Source organism: Bradyrhizobium sp. BWC-3-1, assembly GCF_032917965.1.
Taxonomy (GTDB): Bacteria; Pseudomonadota; Alphaproteobacteria; order Rhizobiales; family Xanthobacteraceae; genus Bradyrhizobium; species Bradyrhizobium canariense_D.
In genome coordinates, this window is sequence record NZ_CP136625.1 from 8,008,658 (window position 1) to 8,025,591 (window position 16,934).

16 protein-coding genes and 1 other RNA gene are annotated in these 16,934 nt (G+C 64.9%); 12 read left to right on the forward strand and 5 right to left on the reverse strand.

Going from position 1 to position 16,934, the window contains the following annotated elements; all coding sequences use genetic code 11:
* Window positions 1-328: 328 nt before the first annotated feature.
* From RX329_RS38395 to RX329_RS38405, 3 genes are read left to right on the forward strand one after another with little or no spacing between them, the layout of a single operon-like run.
* A complete protein-coding gene (locus RX329_RS38395; RefSeq protein WP_018454596.1) occupies window positions 329-793 on the forward strand; it encodes a (2Fe-2S)-binding protein in 465 nt (154 codons plus the stop codon).
* Window positions 794-801: 8 nt separating this feature from the next.
* Window positions 802-2,979, forward strand: a complete 2,178-nt coding sequence (locus RX329_RS38400; protein WP_085385092.1) for a xanthine dehydrogenase family protein molybdopterin-binding subunit — start codon at window positions 802-804, stop codon at window positions 2,977-2,979.
* Window positions 2,976-4,319 (forward strand): c-type cytochrome, encoded by a 1,344-nt coding sequence (locus tag RX329_RS38405; protein ID WP_085351771.1) that lies wholly within the window; start codon window positions 2,976-2,978, stop codon window positions 4,317-4,319. Before RX329_RS38400 ends, RX329_RS38405 begins: the two co-directional genes overlap by 4 nt.
* Before the next feature lie 190 nt (window positions 4,320-4,509).
* Here RX329_RS38405 and RX329_RS38410 read toward each other — a convergent pair whose 3' ends face one another.
* The 5 genes from RX329_RS38410 to RX329_RS38430 form a co-directional block, all read right to left on the reverse strand.
* On the reverse strand, window positions 4,510-5,334 hold the full coding sequence (locus RX329_RS38410; RefSeq protein WP_085385086.1) for a TIGR00282 family metallophosphoesterase: 825 nt from the start codon (window positions 5,332-5,334) through the stop codon (window positions 4,510-4,512).
* Entirely contained in the window at window positions 5,312-5,908 is a 597-nt protein-coding gene (locus RX329_RS38415) for a 5-formyltetrahydrofolate cyclo-ligase (RefSeq protein WP_085361600.1), read from the reverse strand. Before RX329_RS38415 ends, RX329_RS38410 begins: the two co-directional genes overlap by 23 nt.
* Window positions 5,909-6,115: 207 nt before the next feature.
* Window positions 6,116-6,275, reverse strand: a non-coding RNA gene (gene ssrS / locus RX329_RS38420) — 6S RNA.
* 48 nt (window positions 6,276-6,323) lie between these two features.
* Window positions 6,324-6,707 carry a cell division protein ZapA gene (locus tag RX329_RS38425; RefSeq protein WP_007599950.1) on the reverse strand — a complete coding sequence of 128 codons (384 nt, stop codon included), beginning with the start codon at window positions 6,705-6,707 and terminating at the stop codon, window positions 6,324-6,326.
* Complete coding sequence (locus RX329_RS38430; protein ID WP_026232773.1) at window positions 6,704-7,024, reverse strand: DUF4164 domain-containing protein; 321 nt, start codon at window positions 7,022-7,024, stop codon at window positions 6,704-6,706. The genes RX329_RS38425 and RX329_RS38430 overlap by 4 nt, the downstream gene beginning before the upstream one ends.
* Between RX329_RS38430 and RX329_RS38435 the strand changes: the two genes are divergently transcribed.
* The 9 genes from RX329_RS38435 (at window position 6,993) to RX329_RS38475 (ending at window position 16,914) form a co-directional block, all read left to right on the forward strand.
* On the forward strand, window positions 6,993-7,151 hold the full coding sequence (locus RX329_RS38435) for a hypothetical protein (protein ID WP_158091727.1): 159 nt from the start codon (window positions 6,993-6,995) through the stop codon (window positions 7,149-7,151). The two genes, RX329_RS38430 and RX329_RS38435, sit on opposite strands and share 32 nt — an antisense overlap.
* 185 nt (window positions 7,152-7,336) lie before the next feature.
* Window positions 7,337-9,322 carry a transketolase gene (tkt, locus tag RX329_RS38440; RefSeq protein WP_085351770.1) on the forward strand — a complete coding sequence of 662 codons (1,986 nt, stop codon included), beginning with the start codon at window positions 7,337-7,339 and terminating at the stop codon, window positions 9,320-9,322.
* A gap of 147 nt (window positions 9,323-9,469) precedes the next feature.
* Window positions 9,470-10,477, forward strand: coding sequence for a type I glyceraldehyde-3-phosphate dehydrogenase (gene gap, locus RX329_RS38445; protein WP_085361601.1), 1,008 nt, complete (start codon window positions 9,470-9,472; stop codon window positions 10,475-10,477).
* A 152-nt stretch (window positions 10,478-10,629) separates the two neighbouring features.
* Complete coding sequence (locus RX329_RS38450) at window positions 10,630-11,826, forward strand: phosphoglycerate kinase (protein ID WP_085361602.1); 1,197 nt, start codon at window positions 10,630-10,632, stop codon at window positions 11,824-11,826.
* Window positions 11,827-11,893: 67 nt separating this feature from the next.
* Window positions 11,894-12,961, forward strand: a complete 1,068-nt coding sequence (gene fba / locus RX329_RS38455) for a class II fructose-bisphosphate aldolase (protein ID WP_085361603.1) — start codon at window positions 11,894-11,896, stop codon at window positions 12,959-12,961.
* 275 nt (window positions 12,962-13,236) lie between these two features.
* On the forward strand, window positions 13,237-14,262 hold the full coding sequence (locus RX329_RS38460) for a class I fructose-bisphosphate aldolase (protein ID WP_085361604.1): 1,026 nt from the start codon (window positions 13,237-13,239) through the stop codon (window positions 14,260-14,262).
* A 3-nt stretch (window positions 14,263-14,265) separates the two neighbouring features.
* On the forward strand, window positions 14,266-14,940 hold the full coding sequence (locus tag RX329_RS38465) for a thiamine phosphate synthase (protein WP_018454607.1): 675 nt from the start codon (window positions 14,266-14,268) through the stop codon (window positions 14,938-14,940).
* A gap of 8 nt (window positions 14,941-14,948) precedes the next feature.
* Window positions 14,949-16,043 (forward strand): tetratricopeptide repeat protein, encoded by a 1,095-nt coding sequence (locus tag RX329_RS38470; RefSeq protein ID WP_018454608.1) that lies wholly within the window; start codon window positions 14,949-14,951, stop codon window positions 16,041-16,043.
* Between the two features lie 85 nt (window positions 16,044-16,128).
* A complete protein-coding gene (locus RX329_RS38475) occupies window positions 16,129-16,914 on the forward strand; it encodes an inositol monophosphatase family protein (protein ID WP_018454609.1) in 786 nt (261 codons plus the stop codon).
* Window positions 16,915-16,934: the final 20 nt, after the last annotated feature.

Here is a 16,934-nt window from a genome sequence, read left to right on the forward strand (position 1 = left end):
CGGCAATTGATCGCGCCGTCGATCGACTTCCACAATCGCACGACTTTCGTCATCGCATGATTTTGCGCATTCGCACGATCATCTGTGGCCATCAATGACGCTTGTGAGCAAAATGCGTCAGAAAATGACGATTATCATATCAATTAGCCCAAAATTACTGCAGTGATCGCCGCACAAATTCGTGAACGTCATGGCCTGACGCGCTCACTGCGCAAAAATGCATTGCCGGACATGTCGACGCTTCATCGTTTCGCATCGATATGATTATTGTGCGCGCAAATTCGCTGACTAGATCGCCGCAAGCGATCGAGCGAGCAAGGGGATGCATATGGCAACTGTTCTCACCATCAACGGCGAAACGAAATCGTTCGACGCGCCACCTGACATGCCGCTGCTGTGGGTGCTGCGCGACGTCCTTGGGATGACCGGCACCAAGTTCGGCTGCGGCATTGCGCAGTGTGGCGCCTGCACCGTGCACGTCGACGGCAAGGCAGTCCGCTCCTGCGTCTTGCCGGTCAGCGCGGTCGCGAACCGCGCCATCACCACGATCGAGCATGTCGGCAGCACGCCAGCGGGCGCAAAGGTGCAGAAGGCCTGGCTCGATGCCGAAGTGATCCAGTGCGGCTACTGCCAGTCCGGCCAGATCATGTCGGCCGCGGCACTGCTGGCGGCAACGCCCAGCCCTGACGATTCCGACATCGACGCCGCGATGGCCGGCAACATCTGCCGCTGCGGCACCTATGTGCGCATCCGCGAGGCCATCAAGCAAGCCGCCTCCGGCCGTCAGTCGTGAGGTCCGCCATGATCACCGACAAGACTCTTCCTGACGTCTCCCGCCGTGCGGTTCTGACCGGCGGTCTCGCCACCGGCTTCCTGCTCGCCTTCCATCTGCCGCTCCGCGCCGCCGTCAACGAGCCGGAGCAGCCGAAGGACACGACCGACGGCAAATTCGCGCCGAACGCCTTCATCCGGGTCGAAGACACCGGCCGCACCGTGCTCCTGATGCCGCAAGTCGAGATGGGCCAGGGGGTCTATACCTCGATTGCGATGATCCTGGCCGAAGAGCTCGACGCGGATTGGGCAAAGGTTGCGGTGCTGCACGCGCCGCCCAACGACAAGCTCTACGCCAATCCGGCGTTCGGCCTGCAGGCCACGGGTGGTTCGACCTCGATCCGCGCCTGGTGGAATCCGTTGCGCGCCGCCGGCGCCAGCGCGAAGGCGATGCTGGTGCAGGCCGCAGCGGCGCAATGGCAGGTCGAGCCGGCAAGCTGCACGACATCGAAAGGCGAGGTCGTGCATGCCGCAAGCGGCCGCAAGCTCGGCTATGGCGAACTGGCACTGGCCGCACAGGGCCAAACGCCGCCGAAGGACGTCCGGGTGAAGGACCCCAAGGACTTCGTCATCATCGGCCAGCCGCTGAAGCGGCTCGACACGCCGGACAAGGTCAATGGCAAGGTCGTCTACGGCATCGACGCGATCCTGCCCGGCATGAAGATCGCCGCGATCGCCAATTGCCCGGTCTTTGGCGGCAAGGTCGGCAAGGTCGACGACAGCGCGGCGGTCAAAATTGCGGGCGTACGCAAGGTCGTGGTGCTCGAGGATGCGGTCGCGGTGATCGGCGATCACATGTGGGCCGCAAAGAAGGGCCTCGATGCGCTCAAGATCGAGTGGAACGAGGGACCGAACGCGAAGCTCAGCACGAAGGACGTCTGGCAGCATCTGCGCGCCGCCAGCGAGAAGGACGGCGTGGTCGCGAAATCGGTCGGCGACATCGCCAAGGGGCTCGCCAGCGGCGACAGGTTCGAGGCAAGCTTCGAACTGCCGTTCCTTGCGCATGCCTCGATGGAGCCGATCAACGCCACCGTTCACGTCAGGCCGGATGCCTGCGAGATCTGGACCGGCACGCAGATCATGACGCGCGTGCAGTCGGAGGCGGCGAAGGCTGCGGGCCTCCCGGTCGACAAGGTGATTGTCAACCAGCATCTGCTCGGTGGCGGCTTCGGCCGCAAGCTCGAGCCGGATATGGTGGTGGCCGCCGTGAAGATCGCAAAGCAGGTCGACTATCCCGTCAAGGTGATATGGACCCGTGAGGAGGACATCCAGCACGACGTCTACCGTCCGGTCTATCGCGACCAGGTCACGGCGTCGCTGGTCGACGGCAAGGTCGCGGCCTGGAAGTACAAGGTCGCCGGTTCCGCCGTGCTGGCGCGCTGGCTGCCGCCGGCGTTCCAGAAGGGTATCGACATCGACGCGGTCGATGCCGCCGTGGATGCACCCTACGACTTCACCAACTTCCATGTCGAATATGTCCGCGCCGAACCGCCGGCGGTGCCCACCGGCTTCTGGCGCGGCGTCGGTCCGAACAACAACGTGTTTGCGGTCGAATGCGCGATGGACGAGCTCGCGCGCAAGGCCGGCAAGGATCCGGTCGAATTCCGCCGCTCGATGCTGACGAAGAATCCGCGCATGCTCGCGGTGCTCAATCTTGCCGCCGAGAAATCCGGCTGGGGCCAACCGCTGCCACCGCGCGTCGGCCGCGGCGTCTGCGTCCAACCGTCGTTTGCAAGCTTCCTCGCCACCGTGGTGGAAGCGGAGATCGACGATATCGGCGAGATCGCGCTCCGCCGCATCGTCTCGGTGGTCGACACCGGTATCGCGGTCAACCCCGACACGGTGAAGGCGCAGATCGAGGGAGGCCTGGTGTTCGGCCTCACCGCCGCGCTCTATGGCGAGATCACCATCGAGAAGGGCCGCGTGCAGCAGTCGAACTTCCACGACTACCGCATGATGCGCATCAATGAGACACCGAAGATCGAGGTCTTCGTCGTCAGGAGCGGCGAGGCGCCCGGCGGCATCGGTGAGGCCGGTGTCAATGCCGGACCGCCGGCGCTGCGCAACGCTATCTACGCGGCAACCGGCGTTGCGCTGCGGCGCCTGCCAATCGATCGGAAACTGCTGGCTGCGGGGAAAAAGGCATGAGCGGCAAGATGCGTATCCTCACAAGCCTGGTCGTGATCGCCATCGTGCTGGCGGGACTCGGCCTCTGGTTCATCCGCGGCCCCGGCCCGCTCGACTTTGCCGGCGGCACCAAGGTGGCGCTGGCGGATTACCGCGCGGGCAAGCCGGCCGGCGTGCCGGCCAAGCTCGAGAAGGCTGGCATGGTCGAACGCGGCGAATATCTGACGAAGGCGGCCGACTGCATGGTCTGCCACACCAAGCCCGGCGGGACGGACTATTCCGGCGGGCTCGGCTTCAAGCTGCCGTTCGGCACGCTCTATTCCACCAACATCACGCCGGACAAGGACACCGGCATCGGCAATTACAGCGACCAGGATTTTCTCAACGCGGTCCAGCGCGGCAAGCGCCACGACGGCGCCCGGCTCTATCCGGCGATGCCGTACACGTCGTACACCTACATGACCGACGAGGACGTGCTGGCGGTGAAGGCTTATCTGTTCAGCCTGCCTGCGGTGCGTGCGAAGTCGCCGGAGAACACGCTGTCGTTCCCGTTCAACCAGCGCTGGGCGATGATGTTCTGGTCGGCCGTGTTCAATCCGGACACGCGCTTTGCGCCTGATACGTCGAAGAGCCCGGAGTGGAATCGCGGCGCCTATCTCGTGGAGGCGCTGGCGCATTGCGGCGAATGCCATACGCCGCGCAATCTCGGCTTTGCGCTGGACAACCGCAAGAAATTTGCAGGCGCGATCACGGCGGGGTGGCGCGCCTTCAACATCTCCTCCGACAAGGCCACCGGCCTCGGCAATTGGAGCGACGAGGACCTGGTCTCCTATCTGTCGCTCGGCCATGCGCCGGGCCACGGCTCGGCGTCGGGTCCGATGGGCGAAGCGGTCGACCACAGCTTTAGCCAGTTCGCGCCTGAGGACATAAGCAGCATCGTCGCTTATCTGCGCAGCGTGCCGCCGCAGCCCTCGCCCGACTTGCCCGCAATCACCGCGCCCGTCGCACCCGCCTCGCACAAGGACGGCGTCACGGCGGATGCGCGCGGCAAAATGGTGTTCGCCAGCGCCTGCGCCAGTTGCCATGGCTGGAGCGGCGAAAGCCCGGTCTCGCCGATGGCGACGCTGACCGGCACCTGGGCCGTCAACGACCCCGCCGCCACCAACGTCGCGCAAATCGTGCTGTCAGGCACCAAGCGCGACACGCCGGACGGCGCGCTGTCGATGCCGGCGTTCGGCAACGCCTATAGCGACGACGAGATCGCGGCGGTGGCGAACTACGTGACAGCGCGGTTCGGCGCGAAGGGCTCGAAGCTGACGGCGAAGGATGTTGCGGAGTTGCGGGAGCAGACGGCGGAGTAATTCTCGCGCCGACTGACGCTGCACCCTCTCCCCTTGCAGGAGAGGGTGGCTTCGCGAAGCGAAGCCGGGTAAGGGGTTGTCTCCACGCATCCAACTCGCATTTGAATTCGCGGAAGCGACCCCTCATCCGGCGCTTCGCGCCACCTTCTCCCACAAGGGGAGAAGGTGCAGCGGGATCTGCCGCTGCAATTCAGCTCAGCCAGAATTTCGGCGTCGTCGGCTCCAGCCTGCCGCCGGCGCGCACCGGCGCAATACGGAGCGCAAGCCCCGTCTCGTCATCCGTCTCGACCGCAACGCCGCTGAGCGTCGCAGCGCCCGCTGCCGGCTCGAAGCGGCCTGAGGGGATCCCGGAGGTGAACCTGCGCAACGGCTCCTCCTTCTGCATGCCGATGATGGAATCGTAGTCGCCGGTCATGCCGGCATCGGTCATGTAGGCGGTGCCGCCCGACAGGATCTGGTGGTCGGCGGTCGGCACATGGGTGTGGGTGCCGACGACCAGGCTGGCGCGGCCGTCGCAGAAGAAGCCGATGCCCTGCTTCTCGCTGGTCGCCTCGCAATGGAAGTCGACGACGATGGCGTCCGCGGCAATGCCGAGCGGGCAGGCGCCGAGCTCGCGCTCGAGGGCCGCGAAGGGATCGTCGAACGGGGTCATGAAGACGCGGCCCAAAGCGTTGACGACGAGCGCGTGCTTGCCGTTCTTGGTCTCGACCAACGCGGCGCCACGGCCGGGCGTCCCGCGCGGATAGTTCGCCGGCCGCACCAGGCGCTCCGCGCGCTCGATGAACACCAGGGCTTCGCGCTGGTCCCAGGAGTGATTGCCGAGCGTCACCGCGTCGGCGCCGGCGTCGAGAAACTCCTGATAGATCGCTTCCGTGATGCCGAAGCCGCCGGCGGAATTCTCGCCGTTGACGACGACGAAATCGAGCGACCAGTCTTTGACCATGCCGGGCAGATATTCGGCGATGGCATTGCGCCCGGCACGGCCGACGACATCACCCACGAAGAGAATGCGCAACTTCAGAACTCCGGAAATCGAATACGTCCGATTCCGTTAGCACATAATCCAGCGCCACGTCGTGGGCTAGTGCCGGAACCGCCTTGATCTCCTGCGCTGCAAAAGCGAGCCCGATGCCGACGATGGTCTTGGTTTTTCGCAGATGCGCGAAGGTGTGGTCGTAGTGCCCCGCGCCATAGCCGATGCGATGGCCGAGACGATCGAAGGCAGCGAGCGGCGTCAGCATGATGTCGGGAATGACTTCAGCGGCCCCAGGCGACGGCTCGGGAATGCCGAGCGGGCCGAGCATCAGGCGATCGTTCGGATGGAAGATGCGGAAGATCAGCGCCTGGCCGCGCGCAGTGACGCAAGGCAGCGCAAGCCTGGCGCCCTGCTCGGCGAGCTTCTTCAGCAGCGGTATCGGATCGATCTCGCTGCGGATCGGCGAATAGCCCGATACGATGCTGCCAGGCAGAAGCTGGAACGGCAGCCCGCGCTTGGCGAGCTTGGCGGCGGCGGCGATGCGTTTCTTTTCGCTCAGCGCATCGCGCGCCGCGAGGGCTTTGGCACGGAGTTCGGCTTTTGAATTCGACATGCGCGTGTTCCCCCGAGGCAGAACTAGTCCCGCTGTCATCACCCGCGAAGGCGGGCGATCCAGTATCCACAAACGCCACTGCTAGAACCTCAACGCCGCGGCGTACTGGATGCCCCGGTCAAGCCGGGGCATGACACCGAGACTGAACCGCGAGCGTGTCGGGGACGCAATTTCGACGGGTACGAACCAGAAGAAGAAAGACAAAAGTGCGAAGCCGCGAACGCCGTTGAAGCACTCGATCCCGGAGTTCCCTACGAAAGTAGGTGGGCACCATATGTCCGAGCCCACGGGCTCGGCCAGGGACAGTTCCCTAAAGGATCGATAAGGCCCCGGGGATAATGGCTCCTGACGCGCGTCGCAGCCCCGCTCGGGCAATGTAACAACGATGCTGACGAATCGCCAGCCCGGTGAACGATCAGCCGATGGCGATCCCGTTGCCGACGGTCCGGTTCAGGACCTGGGTCGACTTCTCGATGCGCTCGGCGGCAGAGTTCAGTGCGTTCACGACCGCGGTCTGGGTCAACCGGGCGCGCTCGACGGCGGCGTTGCGGAAATCCCGCAATTCGGTCAGCTCCTGCTCCATGGTCCGGATGCGGTTGCCGGCATCGACCAGTTCGTCGCAGACGGTCAGCGCTGCCATCACGGTGAGCCTGGCATCACCGATCTCGCCGAACTTTCCGCGCAGCGACTGGATCCGCGTCTCCAGGCTTTCAGCGAGCTTGAGCAGCCGCACCTCCTGGCCCTCCTCGCAGGCCATGCGGTATTGCCGGCCGTTGATGGTGACGTTGATGTGGCTCATCCGTCCTCTCCGGTATCGAGCACCGAGCGTATCGTGACGATCGCGGAATCCAGCCGATCGGATATCTCGCGGCTGGAGCGCTCGAGCTTGCGCGCCTTCACCAGCGCGCCGTCGAGCTCATCGGCAAGCCGCGAGCGGTCCGCGCCGAGCGCCTGAATCCGCGCCGCGAGCTCGTTCTCGTCGCGATCGGCATCGCGCCGCCGCTCCACCGCGCTTTCGAGCGAGTCGAGCGCCGCCATGAGCCTGCGGGTCGCGATCTCGATCTCGACGGCCGAGGACTCGGTCATGGCAGAGCTGTTGGATACGCGATCGTTCATGCAGTCAGCGGCGGAACCTGTGGCCTTGCCCTTGGGGTTTTCCTTTGGGCTTTTCCTGGGGCTTGCCGTCCGGCAAAAGACTCGGTTCGGCAAGCGGTTAGAAGCAGAAATTTACGTGGCAAGCTAGGGAATCGCAACGCCGCCGCGAAACCTATGCACTGCTAAGCAACTTTTGCGGCCAAACCGGCGTTTGATTGCCTTGGCCTGTCGGAACCGAGATGCTATCCCAGCCGCGACCCCAGCGGCCGAAAGGCTCCTTCCGGCGCGGCCAAATCCAGCCACAAGCGCCTCATTTCAGACGGATTTTCAGACATGACGCAGGTCGATCACAACCGTATGGCCAATGCGATCCGCGGCCTTGCCATGGACGGCGTCGAGAAGGCGAAATCGGGTCATCCGGGCCTGCCGATGGGCGCCGCCGACATGGCGACCGTACTGTTCACCCAATTCCTGAAATTCGACGTCGCCGCGCTGGACTGGCCGGACCGCGACCGCTTCGTGCTTTCGGCCGGGCACGGCTCGATGCTGATCTATTCGCTGCTGTATCTGATCGGCAGCCCCGAGATGACGATCGACCAGCTCAAGAACTTTCGCCAGTTGGGATCGCTGACACCCGGACATCCCGAGCACGGCCACACCAAGGGCATCGAGACCACCACCGGTCCGCTCGGCCAGGGCATTTCCACCGCCGTCGGCATGGCGCTCGCCGAGAAGATGCTCGCCGCCGAGTTCGGCAAGAAGATTGTCGATCACCATACCTATGTGATCGCTTCCGACGGCGATTTGATGGAAGGCGTGTCGCAGGAAGCGATCGCGTTGGCCGGGCACTGGAAGCTCAACAAGCTGATCGTGCTCTATGACGACAACGGCATTTCGATCGACGGCCCGACCTCGCTTTCCGACTCCGTCGACCAGGTGAAGCGGTTCAAGTCGGCGGGCTGGGCCGCCGAAAAGATCGACGGCCACGACCAGGCCGCAATCGCCGCCGCGATCACGCGCGCGCAGAAATCAAACAAGCCGACGCTGATCGCCTGCCGCACCACCATCGGCTTCGGCGCCCCGCATAAGGCCGGCACCAACAAGGTGCACGGCGAAGCGCTCGGCGCCGACGAGCTCAAGGCCGCCAAGGAAAATCTCGGCATTTCGCTGGAGCCGTTCTCGGTGCCCGACGACGTGCTCAAGGCCTGGCGCGCGGCCGGCAGCCGCGGCGCGGCGGCACGACAGGAATGGGAAGCAAGGCTCGGTGAACTCGGCAGCCGCAAGCGCGCCGAGTTCGAGCGTCGCCTGCGCCACGAGCGCCCGGCCGCGCTCGCGAAGGCGGTGCGCGCCTACAAGAAGGAGCTGCTGGAAAAGCCGATGAATGCGGCGACCCGCAAATCCTCCGAAGCCGTGATCGAAGTGATTGCCGGCGCGATGCCGATGGAATTTCTGGCGGGCTCGGCCGACCTCACCGGCTCCAACAACAACAAGGCGAAGTCCGCAACCGCGTTCTCGGCCAAGACGCCGAAGGGCCGCTTCATCCATTACGGCATCCGCGAGCACGGCATGTGCGCGGCGATGAACGGCATCTTCCTGCACGGTGGTTTTGCGCCGAACGGCGCGACCTTCCTGGTGTTCACCGATTATGCGCGGCCCGCGATGCGGCTCGCCGCATTGATGGGGACCGGGGTCGTTTATGTCATGACCCACGATTCCATCGGCCTCGGCGAAGACGGCCCGACCCACCAGCCGGTCGAGCATCTCTCAGCACTTCGCGCCATTCCCAACATGCGCGTGTTCCGTCCGTGCGATTCCATCGAGGTTGCCGAGTGCTGGGAGCTCGCGCTCAACCGCATCGACGGCCCGACGGTGCTGGCGCTGACCCGGCAGAACCTGCCGCAACTGCGCACCACCGCACCGAACGAGAGCCCCTGCCGGTTTGGTGCCTACGAGCTGGTGGCCGCCCAGGGCGAAGCCAAGGCGACGCTGTTTGCCTCGGGCTCCGAAGTGGAGATGGCGGTGGCTGCGCAGAAGCAGCTCGCCGAGCGCGGCATTCCGACCCGGGTGGTTTCGGTTCCCTCGCTCGAGCTCCTGCTAGCGCAACCAAAGGAGCGCCGCGACGAGATCATCGGCAATGCCCCCATCAAGGTCGCGATCGAGGCCGCCGTGCGCTGGGGCTGGGACGCCGTGATCGGCCAGGATGGCGAGTTCATCGGCATGCACTCCTTCGGCGCCAGCGCCCCTCTCAACAAGGTATTCCAGCACTTTGGCATTACCGCCGAGGCCGCGGTTAACGCCGTTCTGAAACGCGTTTCCTGAGAGTTGAGATTGCCGAAAAAAAGGACTACCTAACTTCCCATATGATCAAGCCCCGCCCGGCCGAACCGGGCGTCCGCCCTAAAAAAACCCTCGCAGGCGCGCTAGCGCGTTGTGCGGGATGACAACGGTCATTGAAGGAGACGAAACATGGTAGTCCGCGTCGGAATCAACGGTTTTGGCCGTATCGGCCGCAACATCCTGCGGGCCATCGCCGAGTCCGGCCGCAAGGACATCGAGGTCGTCGGCATCAACGACCTCGGCCCGGTCGAGACCAACGCCCATCTGCTTCGCTTCGACAGCGTCCATGGCCGCTTCCCCGGCACCGTGACCGTCGATGGCGACACGATCAGCCTCGGCGGCAACAAGATCAAGGTGACCGCCGAGCGCGATCCCTCGAAGCTGCCCTGGAAAGATCTCGGCATCGACATCGCGATGGAATGCACCGGCATCTTCACCTCGAAGGACAAGGCCTCCGCGCATCTGACTGCCGGCGCCAAGCGCGTTCTCGTTTCTGCGCCCGCCGACGGCGCCGACGCCACCATCGTCTACGGCGTCAACCACGACACGCTGACCCGGGAACATCTGGTCGTCTCCAACGGCTCCTGCACCACCAACTGTCTTGCGCCGATCGCCAAGGTGCTGAACGACCTCGTCGGCATCGAGACCGGCTTCATGACCACGATCCACGCCTATACCGGCGACCAGCCGACTCTCGACACCATGCACAAGGATCTCTATCGCGGCCGCGCGGCTGCGATGTCGATGATCCCGACCTCGACCGGCGCCGCCAAGGCGATCGGCCTCGTGCTGCCGGAACTGAAGGGCAAGCTCGACGGCGTCGCGATCCGCGTGCCGACCCCGAACGTCTCGGTCGTCGATCTCAAGATCGTGGCCAAGCGCGCCACCGATCCGAAGGAAATCAACGAGGCGATGAAGCGTGCCTCCGAGCAGCAGCTCAAGGGCATTCTCGGCTACACCACCGCGCCGAACGTCTCGATCGACTTCAACCACGACCCGCACTCCTCGACATTCCACATGGACCAGACCAAGGTGCAGAACGGCACGCTGGTGCGCGTGATGTCCTGGTACGACAACGAGTGGGGCTTCTCGAATCGTATGGCGGATACCGCCGTCGCGATGTCGAAGGTGATCTAACTCCGCTCTCGTGTCCCGGACGCGACGTAGCGTGAAGCGCTGCGTCGCAGAGCCGGGGCCCGTTTAACTAACCGCGGGACTCGCCGCAATTTGGGTCCCGGTTCTGCACGGCGGCACTACGCGCCGCAGTGCGCCCGGGACAAGGGCCTCCGATGACGAACAAATTCCGTACCCTCGACGACGTCGATGTGAAGGGCAAGCGCGTGCTGCTGCGTGTTGACCTCAACGTGCCCATGGAGAACGGCCGCGTCAGCGACGCGACCCGGCTCGAGCGCGTCGCGCCGACCATCACCGAAATCTCCGACAAGGGCGGCAAGGTCATCCTGCTCGCGCATTTCGGCCGGCCGAAAGGGCGCGATGCCAAGGACTCGCTCAAGCCCGTGGCCGAGGCGCTGTCGAAGGTCGTGAAGAAGACCGTCGCCTTCGCCGACGACTGCATCGGCGAGCCCGCGGTCAAGGCCGTTGCCGGCTTGAAGGACGGTGACATCCTCTGTCTCGAAAACACCCGCTTCCACAAAGAGGAAGAGAAGAACGATCCGGCCTTTGTCGCGGAGCTCGCAAAACTCGGCGACATCTGGGTCAATGACGCGTTCTCGGCCGCGCACCGCGCCCACGCCTCGACCGAAGGCCTCGGCCACAAGCTGCCCGCCTATGCCGGCCGCACCATGCAGGCCGAATTGGTCGCGCTGGAGAAGGCGCTGGGCTCACCGACCAAGCCTGTCATCGCTATCATCGGCGGCGCCAAGGTCTCGACCAAGATCGACCTGCTCGAAAACCTCGTGACTAAGGTCGACGCGCTCGTGATCGGCGGCGGCATGGCCAACACCTTCCTGCACGCCCAAGGCGTCGGCATCGGCAAGTCGCTGGCCGAGAAGGATCTCGCCGCGACCGCGTTGCGCATCATGGAAAAGGCCGAAGCCGCCAACTGCGCCATCATCCTGCCGGTCGACGCTACCGTCGCCTATCATTTCGCGGCCAACGCGCCGTCGCACGCCTATGGCCTCGACGCGATCCCGGCCGACGGCATGATCCTCGACGTCGGTCCGCAGTCGATCGCACGTGTCCATGCCGCCATCGACGATGCGGCGACGCTGGTCTGGAACGGACCGCTTGGTGCGTTCGAGATGCAGCCGTTCGACCGCGGCACGATGTCCGCCGCCAAGCATGCCGCCGAGCGCACCAAGGCCAAGAAGCTGGTCTCGATTGCGGGCGGCGGCGACACCGTGGCAGCCCTCAACCAGGCCCATGTGGCCGGTCAGTTCACCTATGTCTCGACCGCCGGTGGCGCATTTCTTGAATGGATGGAAGGCAAGCCCCTGCCCGGCGTCGAAGTTCTGCGCACCAAGTAATCGGTCGGCAAGTCGTCAGCCGCCTTCAAGCAGTGGCCTTGCAGGCCCAAACGGGAGAAAAACACAGATGGCTCGGATCACGTTGCGTCAATTGCTCGACCATGCGGCGGAGAACGATTACGGCGTCCCGGCCTTCAACATCAACAACATGGAGCAGGCGCTGGCGATCATGGACGCGGCCAACCAGGTCGACGCGCCCGTCATCATCCAGGCCTCGCGCGGTGCGCGCTCCTACGCCAACGACGTCATGCTCAAGCACATGATGGACGCGGTGACCGAGATCTACCCGCACATCCCGGTCTGCGTGCATCTCGACCACGGCAACGAGCCGGCCACCTGCATGACCGCGATCCAGGCCGGCTTCACCTCGGTGATGATGGACGGCTCGCTCAAGGCCGACGGCAAGACCCCCGGTGACTGGGGCTACAATGTCGGCGTCACCAAGACCGTAACCGACATGGCCCATCTCGGCGGCATCTCGGTCGAGGGCGAGCTTGGCGTGCTCGGCTCGCTCGAGACCGGCATGGGCGACAAGGAAGACGGCCACGGCGCCGAGGGCAAGCTCAGCCACGACCAACTCCTGACCAATCCGGATGAAGCCGTGAAGTTCGTCCAGGAGACCCAGGTCGACGCGCTCGCGATCGCGATGGGGACGTCTCACGGTGCCTACAAATTCACCCGCAAACCCGACGGCGACATCCTCGCCATGAACGTGATCGAGGAGATCCACCGCAAGCTGCCGAACGTGCATCTCGTCATGCACGGCTCCTCCTCGGTGCCGCAGGACCTCCAGGACATCATCAACGCCTATGGCGGCAAGATGAAGCCGACCTGGGGCGTGCCTGTTGCCGAGATCCAGCGCGGCATCAAGAACGGCGTGCGCAAGATCAACATCGACACCGACAACCGCATGGCGATGACCGGCCAGATCCGGAAAGTGCTCAAGGACAATCCCGAAGAGTTCGATCCGCGCAAGTACCTGAAGCCCGCGATGGAAGCGATGACCAGGCTGTGCAAGCAGCGGCTCCAGGAATTCAATACCGCGGGCCAAGCCTCCAAGATCAAGAAGGTGCTGACCACGGCCGAGATGGCCAAGCGCTACGCCAAGGGCGAGCTCGCCCCGAAGGTGGCGTAAGCTGCTCTATCCTTCCCCTCTCCCCGCCCTTCGCGGGGAGAGGGTTGGGGTGAGGGGCTCTCTCGGCAGATGAGATGACTGGGGGACCTGTACCCCCCTCACCCGGATCGCAAGGGCGATCCGACCTCTCCCCGCAAGCGGGGCGAGGTGAAGAGTCGCCCGGCCGGCCCAACGCTGCCCCAGCCCTTACCCTGCGACGAACGTTAACTCGGCATTTGCCCGAGAACGGTCTATTTTCACCGGCAAGGGCAGAATCGTTTTGGGAGGACATCTCGATGAATCTGACTGAGCTGAACAGGATCGCGACCGCCCTGGTCGCGCCCGGCAAGGGCATCCTTGCCGCCGACGAATCCTCCGGCACCATCAAGAAGCGTTTCGACGCGATCGGCGTGGAATCGACCGAAGAGAACCGCCGCGACTATCGCGAGATGCTGTTCCGCTCGAACGAAGCCATGAGCCGCTACATCTCCGGCGTCATCCTCTATGACGAGACGATCTGGCAGAACGCGAAGGACGGCACGCCCCTGGTCAAGCTGATCGAGAGCAGCGGCGCCATCCCCGGGATCAAGGTCGACGAAGGCACCCAAGCCCTGCCGATGTGTCCGGGCGAGCTCGTCACCGTCGGGCTCGACAAGCTCGCCGAACGGCTGAAGAAATATCACGAGCGCGGCGCACGCTTCGCCAAATGGCGCGCGGTGATCGACATCGGCAGTGGCATCCCTTCCATGACTGCGATCAGCGTCAACGCCCACGCGCTGGCGCGCTACGCAGCGCTGTGCCAGGCCGCGCAGATCGTGCCGATCGTCGAACCCGAAGTGTTGATGGACGGCGATCACGACATCGATCGCTGCTATGAGGTGACGAGCCGTGTGCTCAACAAGACGTTTCAGGAATTGCGCGTGCAGCGCGTCGCGCTCGAGGGCATGGTGCTGAAGCCGAACATGGCCATCTCCGGCAAGAAGTGCGCGAAGCAGGCTTCCGTCGAGGAGGTTGCGGAGAAGACGATATGGCTGCTCAAGGCATGCGTGCCCGCGGTGGTGCCCGGCATCGCCTTCCTCTCCGGCGGCCAGTCGGATGAAGAGGCAACGGCGCATCTCAACGCCATGCACAAGCTCGGCCCGCTGCCCTGGGGCCTGACCTTCTCCTATGGTCGCGCACTCCAGGCCGCGCCGCAGAAGGCCTGGTCGGGCAAGGCCGAGAACGTCGCGGCCGGACAAAGCGCATTCAGTCACCGCGCGCGCATGAACGGCCTCGCCTGCAAAGGCGAATGGCAAAGCAGCCTGGAACAGAAAGCGGCCTAGATCTTGTCGAACAAATCTCCTCCGCCGCGCCCGGCGCCGCGCCTTTATCTCGCGACGCCTGTCGTCGACGATCCCGCTTCGCTCCTGGCCGAGCTGCCCGGCCTGCTCGCCGCCGCCGATGTCGCGGCCGTGCTGCTGCGGCTGAAGCAGACCGATCAGCGCACCATGATCTCGCGGATCAAGGCCTTGGCGCCGCCGGCTCAGAAAGCGGGCGCGGCGCTGCTTGTCGATGGCCATCCTGAGCTCGTCGCACGCGGCGGCGCCGACGGCGCGCATCTGCCCGGCATCGCCGCGCTGAAAGAGGCGCTGCCATCGCTGAAGCCGGATCGCATCGCGGGCGTTGGCGGGCTGACAACGCGGCACCATTCCATGGATGCGGGCGAGATTGGCGCGGATTACGTGCTGTTCGGCGAACCCGACGCAAAGGGCCAGCGGCCGTCGTCGCAAGCGATCGCTGAGCGGCTGGACTGGTGGGCCGAGCTGTTCGAACCGCCCTGCGTCGGCTTTGCCATCTCGCTGGAGGAGGCCCACGAATTCGCCGCCAGCGGCGCCGATTTCGTGCTGGTGGGCGACTTCATCTGGGCCGATCCGCGCGGACCCAAGGCTGCGCTGATCGAGGCCGACGCTGCGATCAAGAAGGCTCATGCGACTGCGCTTGCAGACCAGGAGCACGGCTAGCGCCCGACATGAAGCTCCCGCGCATCATCATGCTGGCCACGCTGCTGCTGACGGCGCCCGCGGCCGCGCAGCTCCAGATCACGCCGCCGGTGGCAACGCCGGGCGCTTCGGCCGAGAAAACCAAAGACAAGCCGAAGGCCACGCCGCACACCATCACCAAGAAGAAGGAAGCGCCGCCGGCACCCAAACCTTCAGCCTCCCCCAAACCTTCCGCGTCCCCAAAGCCTGCTCCGGCCGCGACCGTGATTCCGGCGCCGCCGACCGACAACCCCAACGTCGATCTGGTGTACGGCGCCTATCAGCGCGGCCAGTACAAGACCGCCTTCGAACTCGCCACGGCCCGTGCCGAAACCGGCGATGCCAAAGCGATGACCATGCTGGGTGAGCTCTATTCCAACGCCATGGGCATCCGACGCGACTACACCAAGGCGCTGCAATGGTACAAGCGCGCCTCCGACGCCGGCGACCGCGAAGCGATGTTCGCGCTCGCCATGCTCAGGATGACCGGCCGCGGCGGCCCGGTCGACAAAAATGAGGCGGTCAAGCTGATGGCGTCCGCCGCCAAGCTCGGCGAACCCAAGGCGGCCTATAATCTCGCGCTGCTCTATCTCGACGGCCAGACCCTGCCGCAGGACGTCAAGCGCTCCGCCGAGCTGCTGCGCCAGGCGGCTGATGCCGGCCTGCCCGAGGCGCAATACGCGCTCGCGACCTTCTACAAGGAAGGCACTGGCGTGCCGAAGGATTTGGAACGGGCGGTGCGTCTGCTCCAGGTCGCCACGCTGACCGACAATGTCGATGCCGAGGTCGAATACGCCATTGCGCTGTTCAACGGCACAGGCACGCCGAAGAACCAGCCGGCGGCCGTCGCCCTGCTCCGCAAGGCGTCCCGCCAGGGCAGCGCGATCGCGCAGAACCGGCTGGCCTGGGTGCTGATCAACGGCATGGGCACGGCCGTGGACAAGGTCGAGGGCTTCAAATGGCATCTGGTGGCCAAGACCTCCGGCAAGGGCGATCCGGAGCTGGACAAGCAATTGTCCGATTTGCCGGCCGAGGACCGGGCCAAGGCCGAGGCCGCCGCCAGGAAATGGCTCGGGGCCAAATGACTTGACGTTGAGGCCCCCGCAGGGCACCCCATCCCTCAAACAGGCGCGATTTCGCGCCATTTCCCCCGATCAAGACCGGAAGCTCATGCTGTATTCCGCAACTATCAACGTCATGGTCAAGGCCGCGCGCCGCGCCGGCCGCAGCCTCAAGCGCGATCTCGGCGAGATCGAGCATCTCCAGGTCTCGCTGAAAGGACCGGCGAATTTCGTCTCGCTGGCCGACAAGCGCGCCGAGGAGATCCTCTACCAGGACCTCGCCAAGGCGCGGCCCGGCTACGGCTTCATCGGCGAGGAAGGCGGAACACGCGAGGGCTCCGACAAGAGCCATACCTGGATCGTCGATCCGCTCGACGGCACCACCAACTTCCTGCACGGCATCCCGCAATTCGCGATCTCGATCGGGCTTTCGCGCGAGGGCACGATCATCGCCGGCGTGATCTACAATCCCGCCAATGACGAGCTCTACATCGCCGAGCGCGGCAAGGGCGCCTTCCTCAACGACCAGCGGCTGCGCGTAGCCGGCCGCCGTCAGCTCAACGAATGCGTGGTGGCCTGCGGCCTGCCTCATATCGGCCGCGGCGACCACGAGGAATTCCGTCGCGAGATGACCGCGATGCAGGAGCGCGTCGCCGGCCTGCGCCGCTTCGGCGCCGCCTCGCTCGACTTGGCCTTCGTCGCCGCCGGCCGCCTCGACGGCTACTGGGAGCGCAATTTGCAATCCTGGGACATCGCGGCGGGCCTGATCATGCTGCGCGAAGCGGGCGGAACGATCACCGACATCGATACGCCGGGCGACGCGCTGGTGACAGGCAATGTCGTGTGCGGGAATGAATACGTGCACGGGGAACTGGTGAAGATCTTGCGGAAGTAGGCCGCAGCAGCACGACGGCT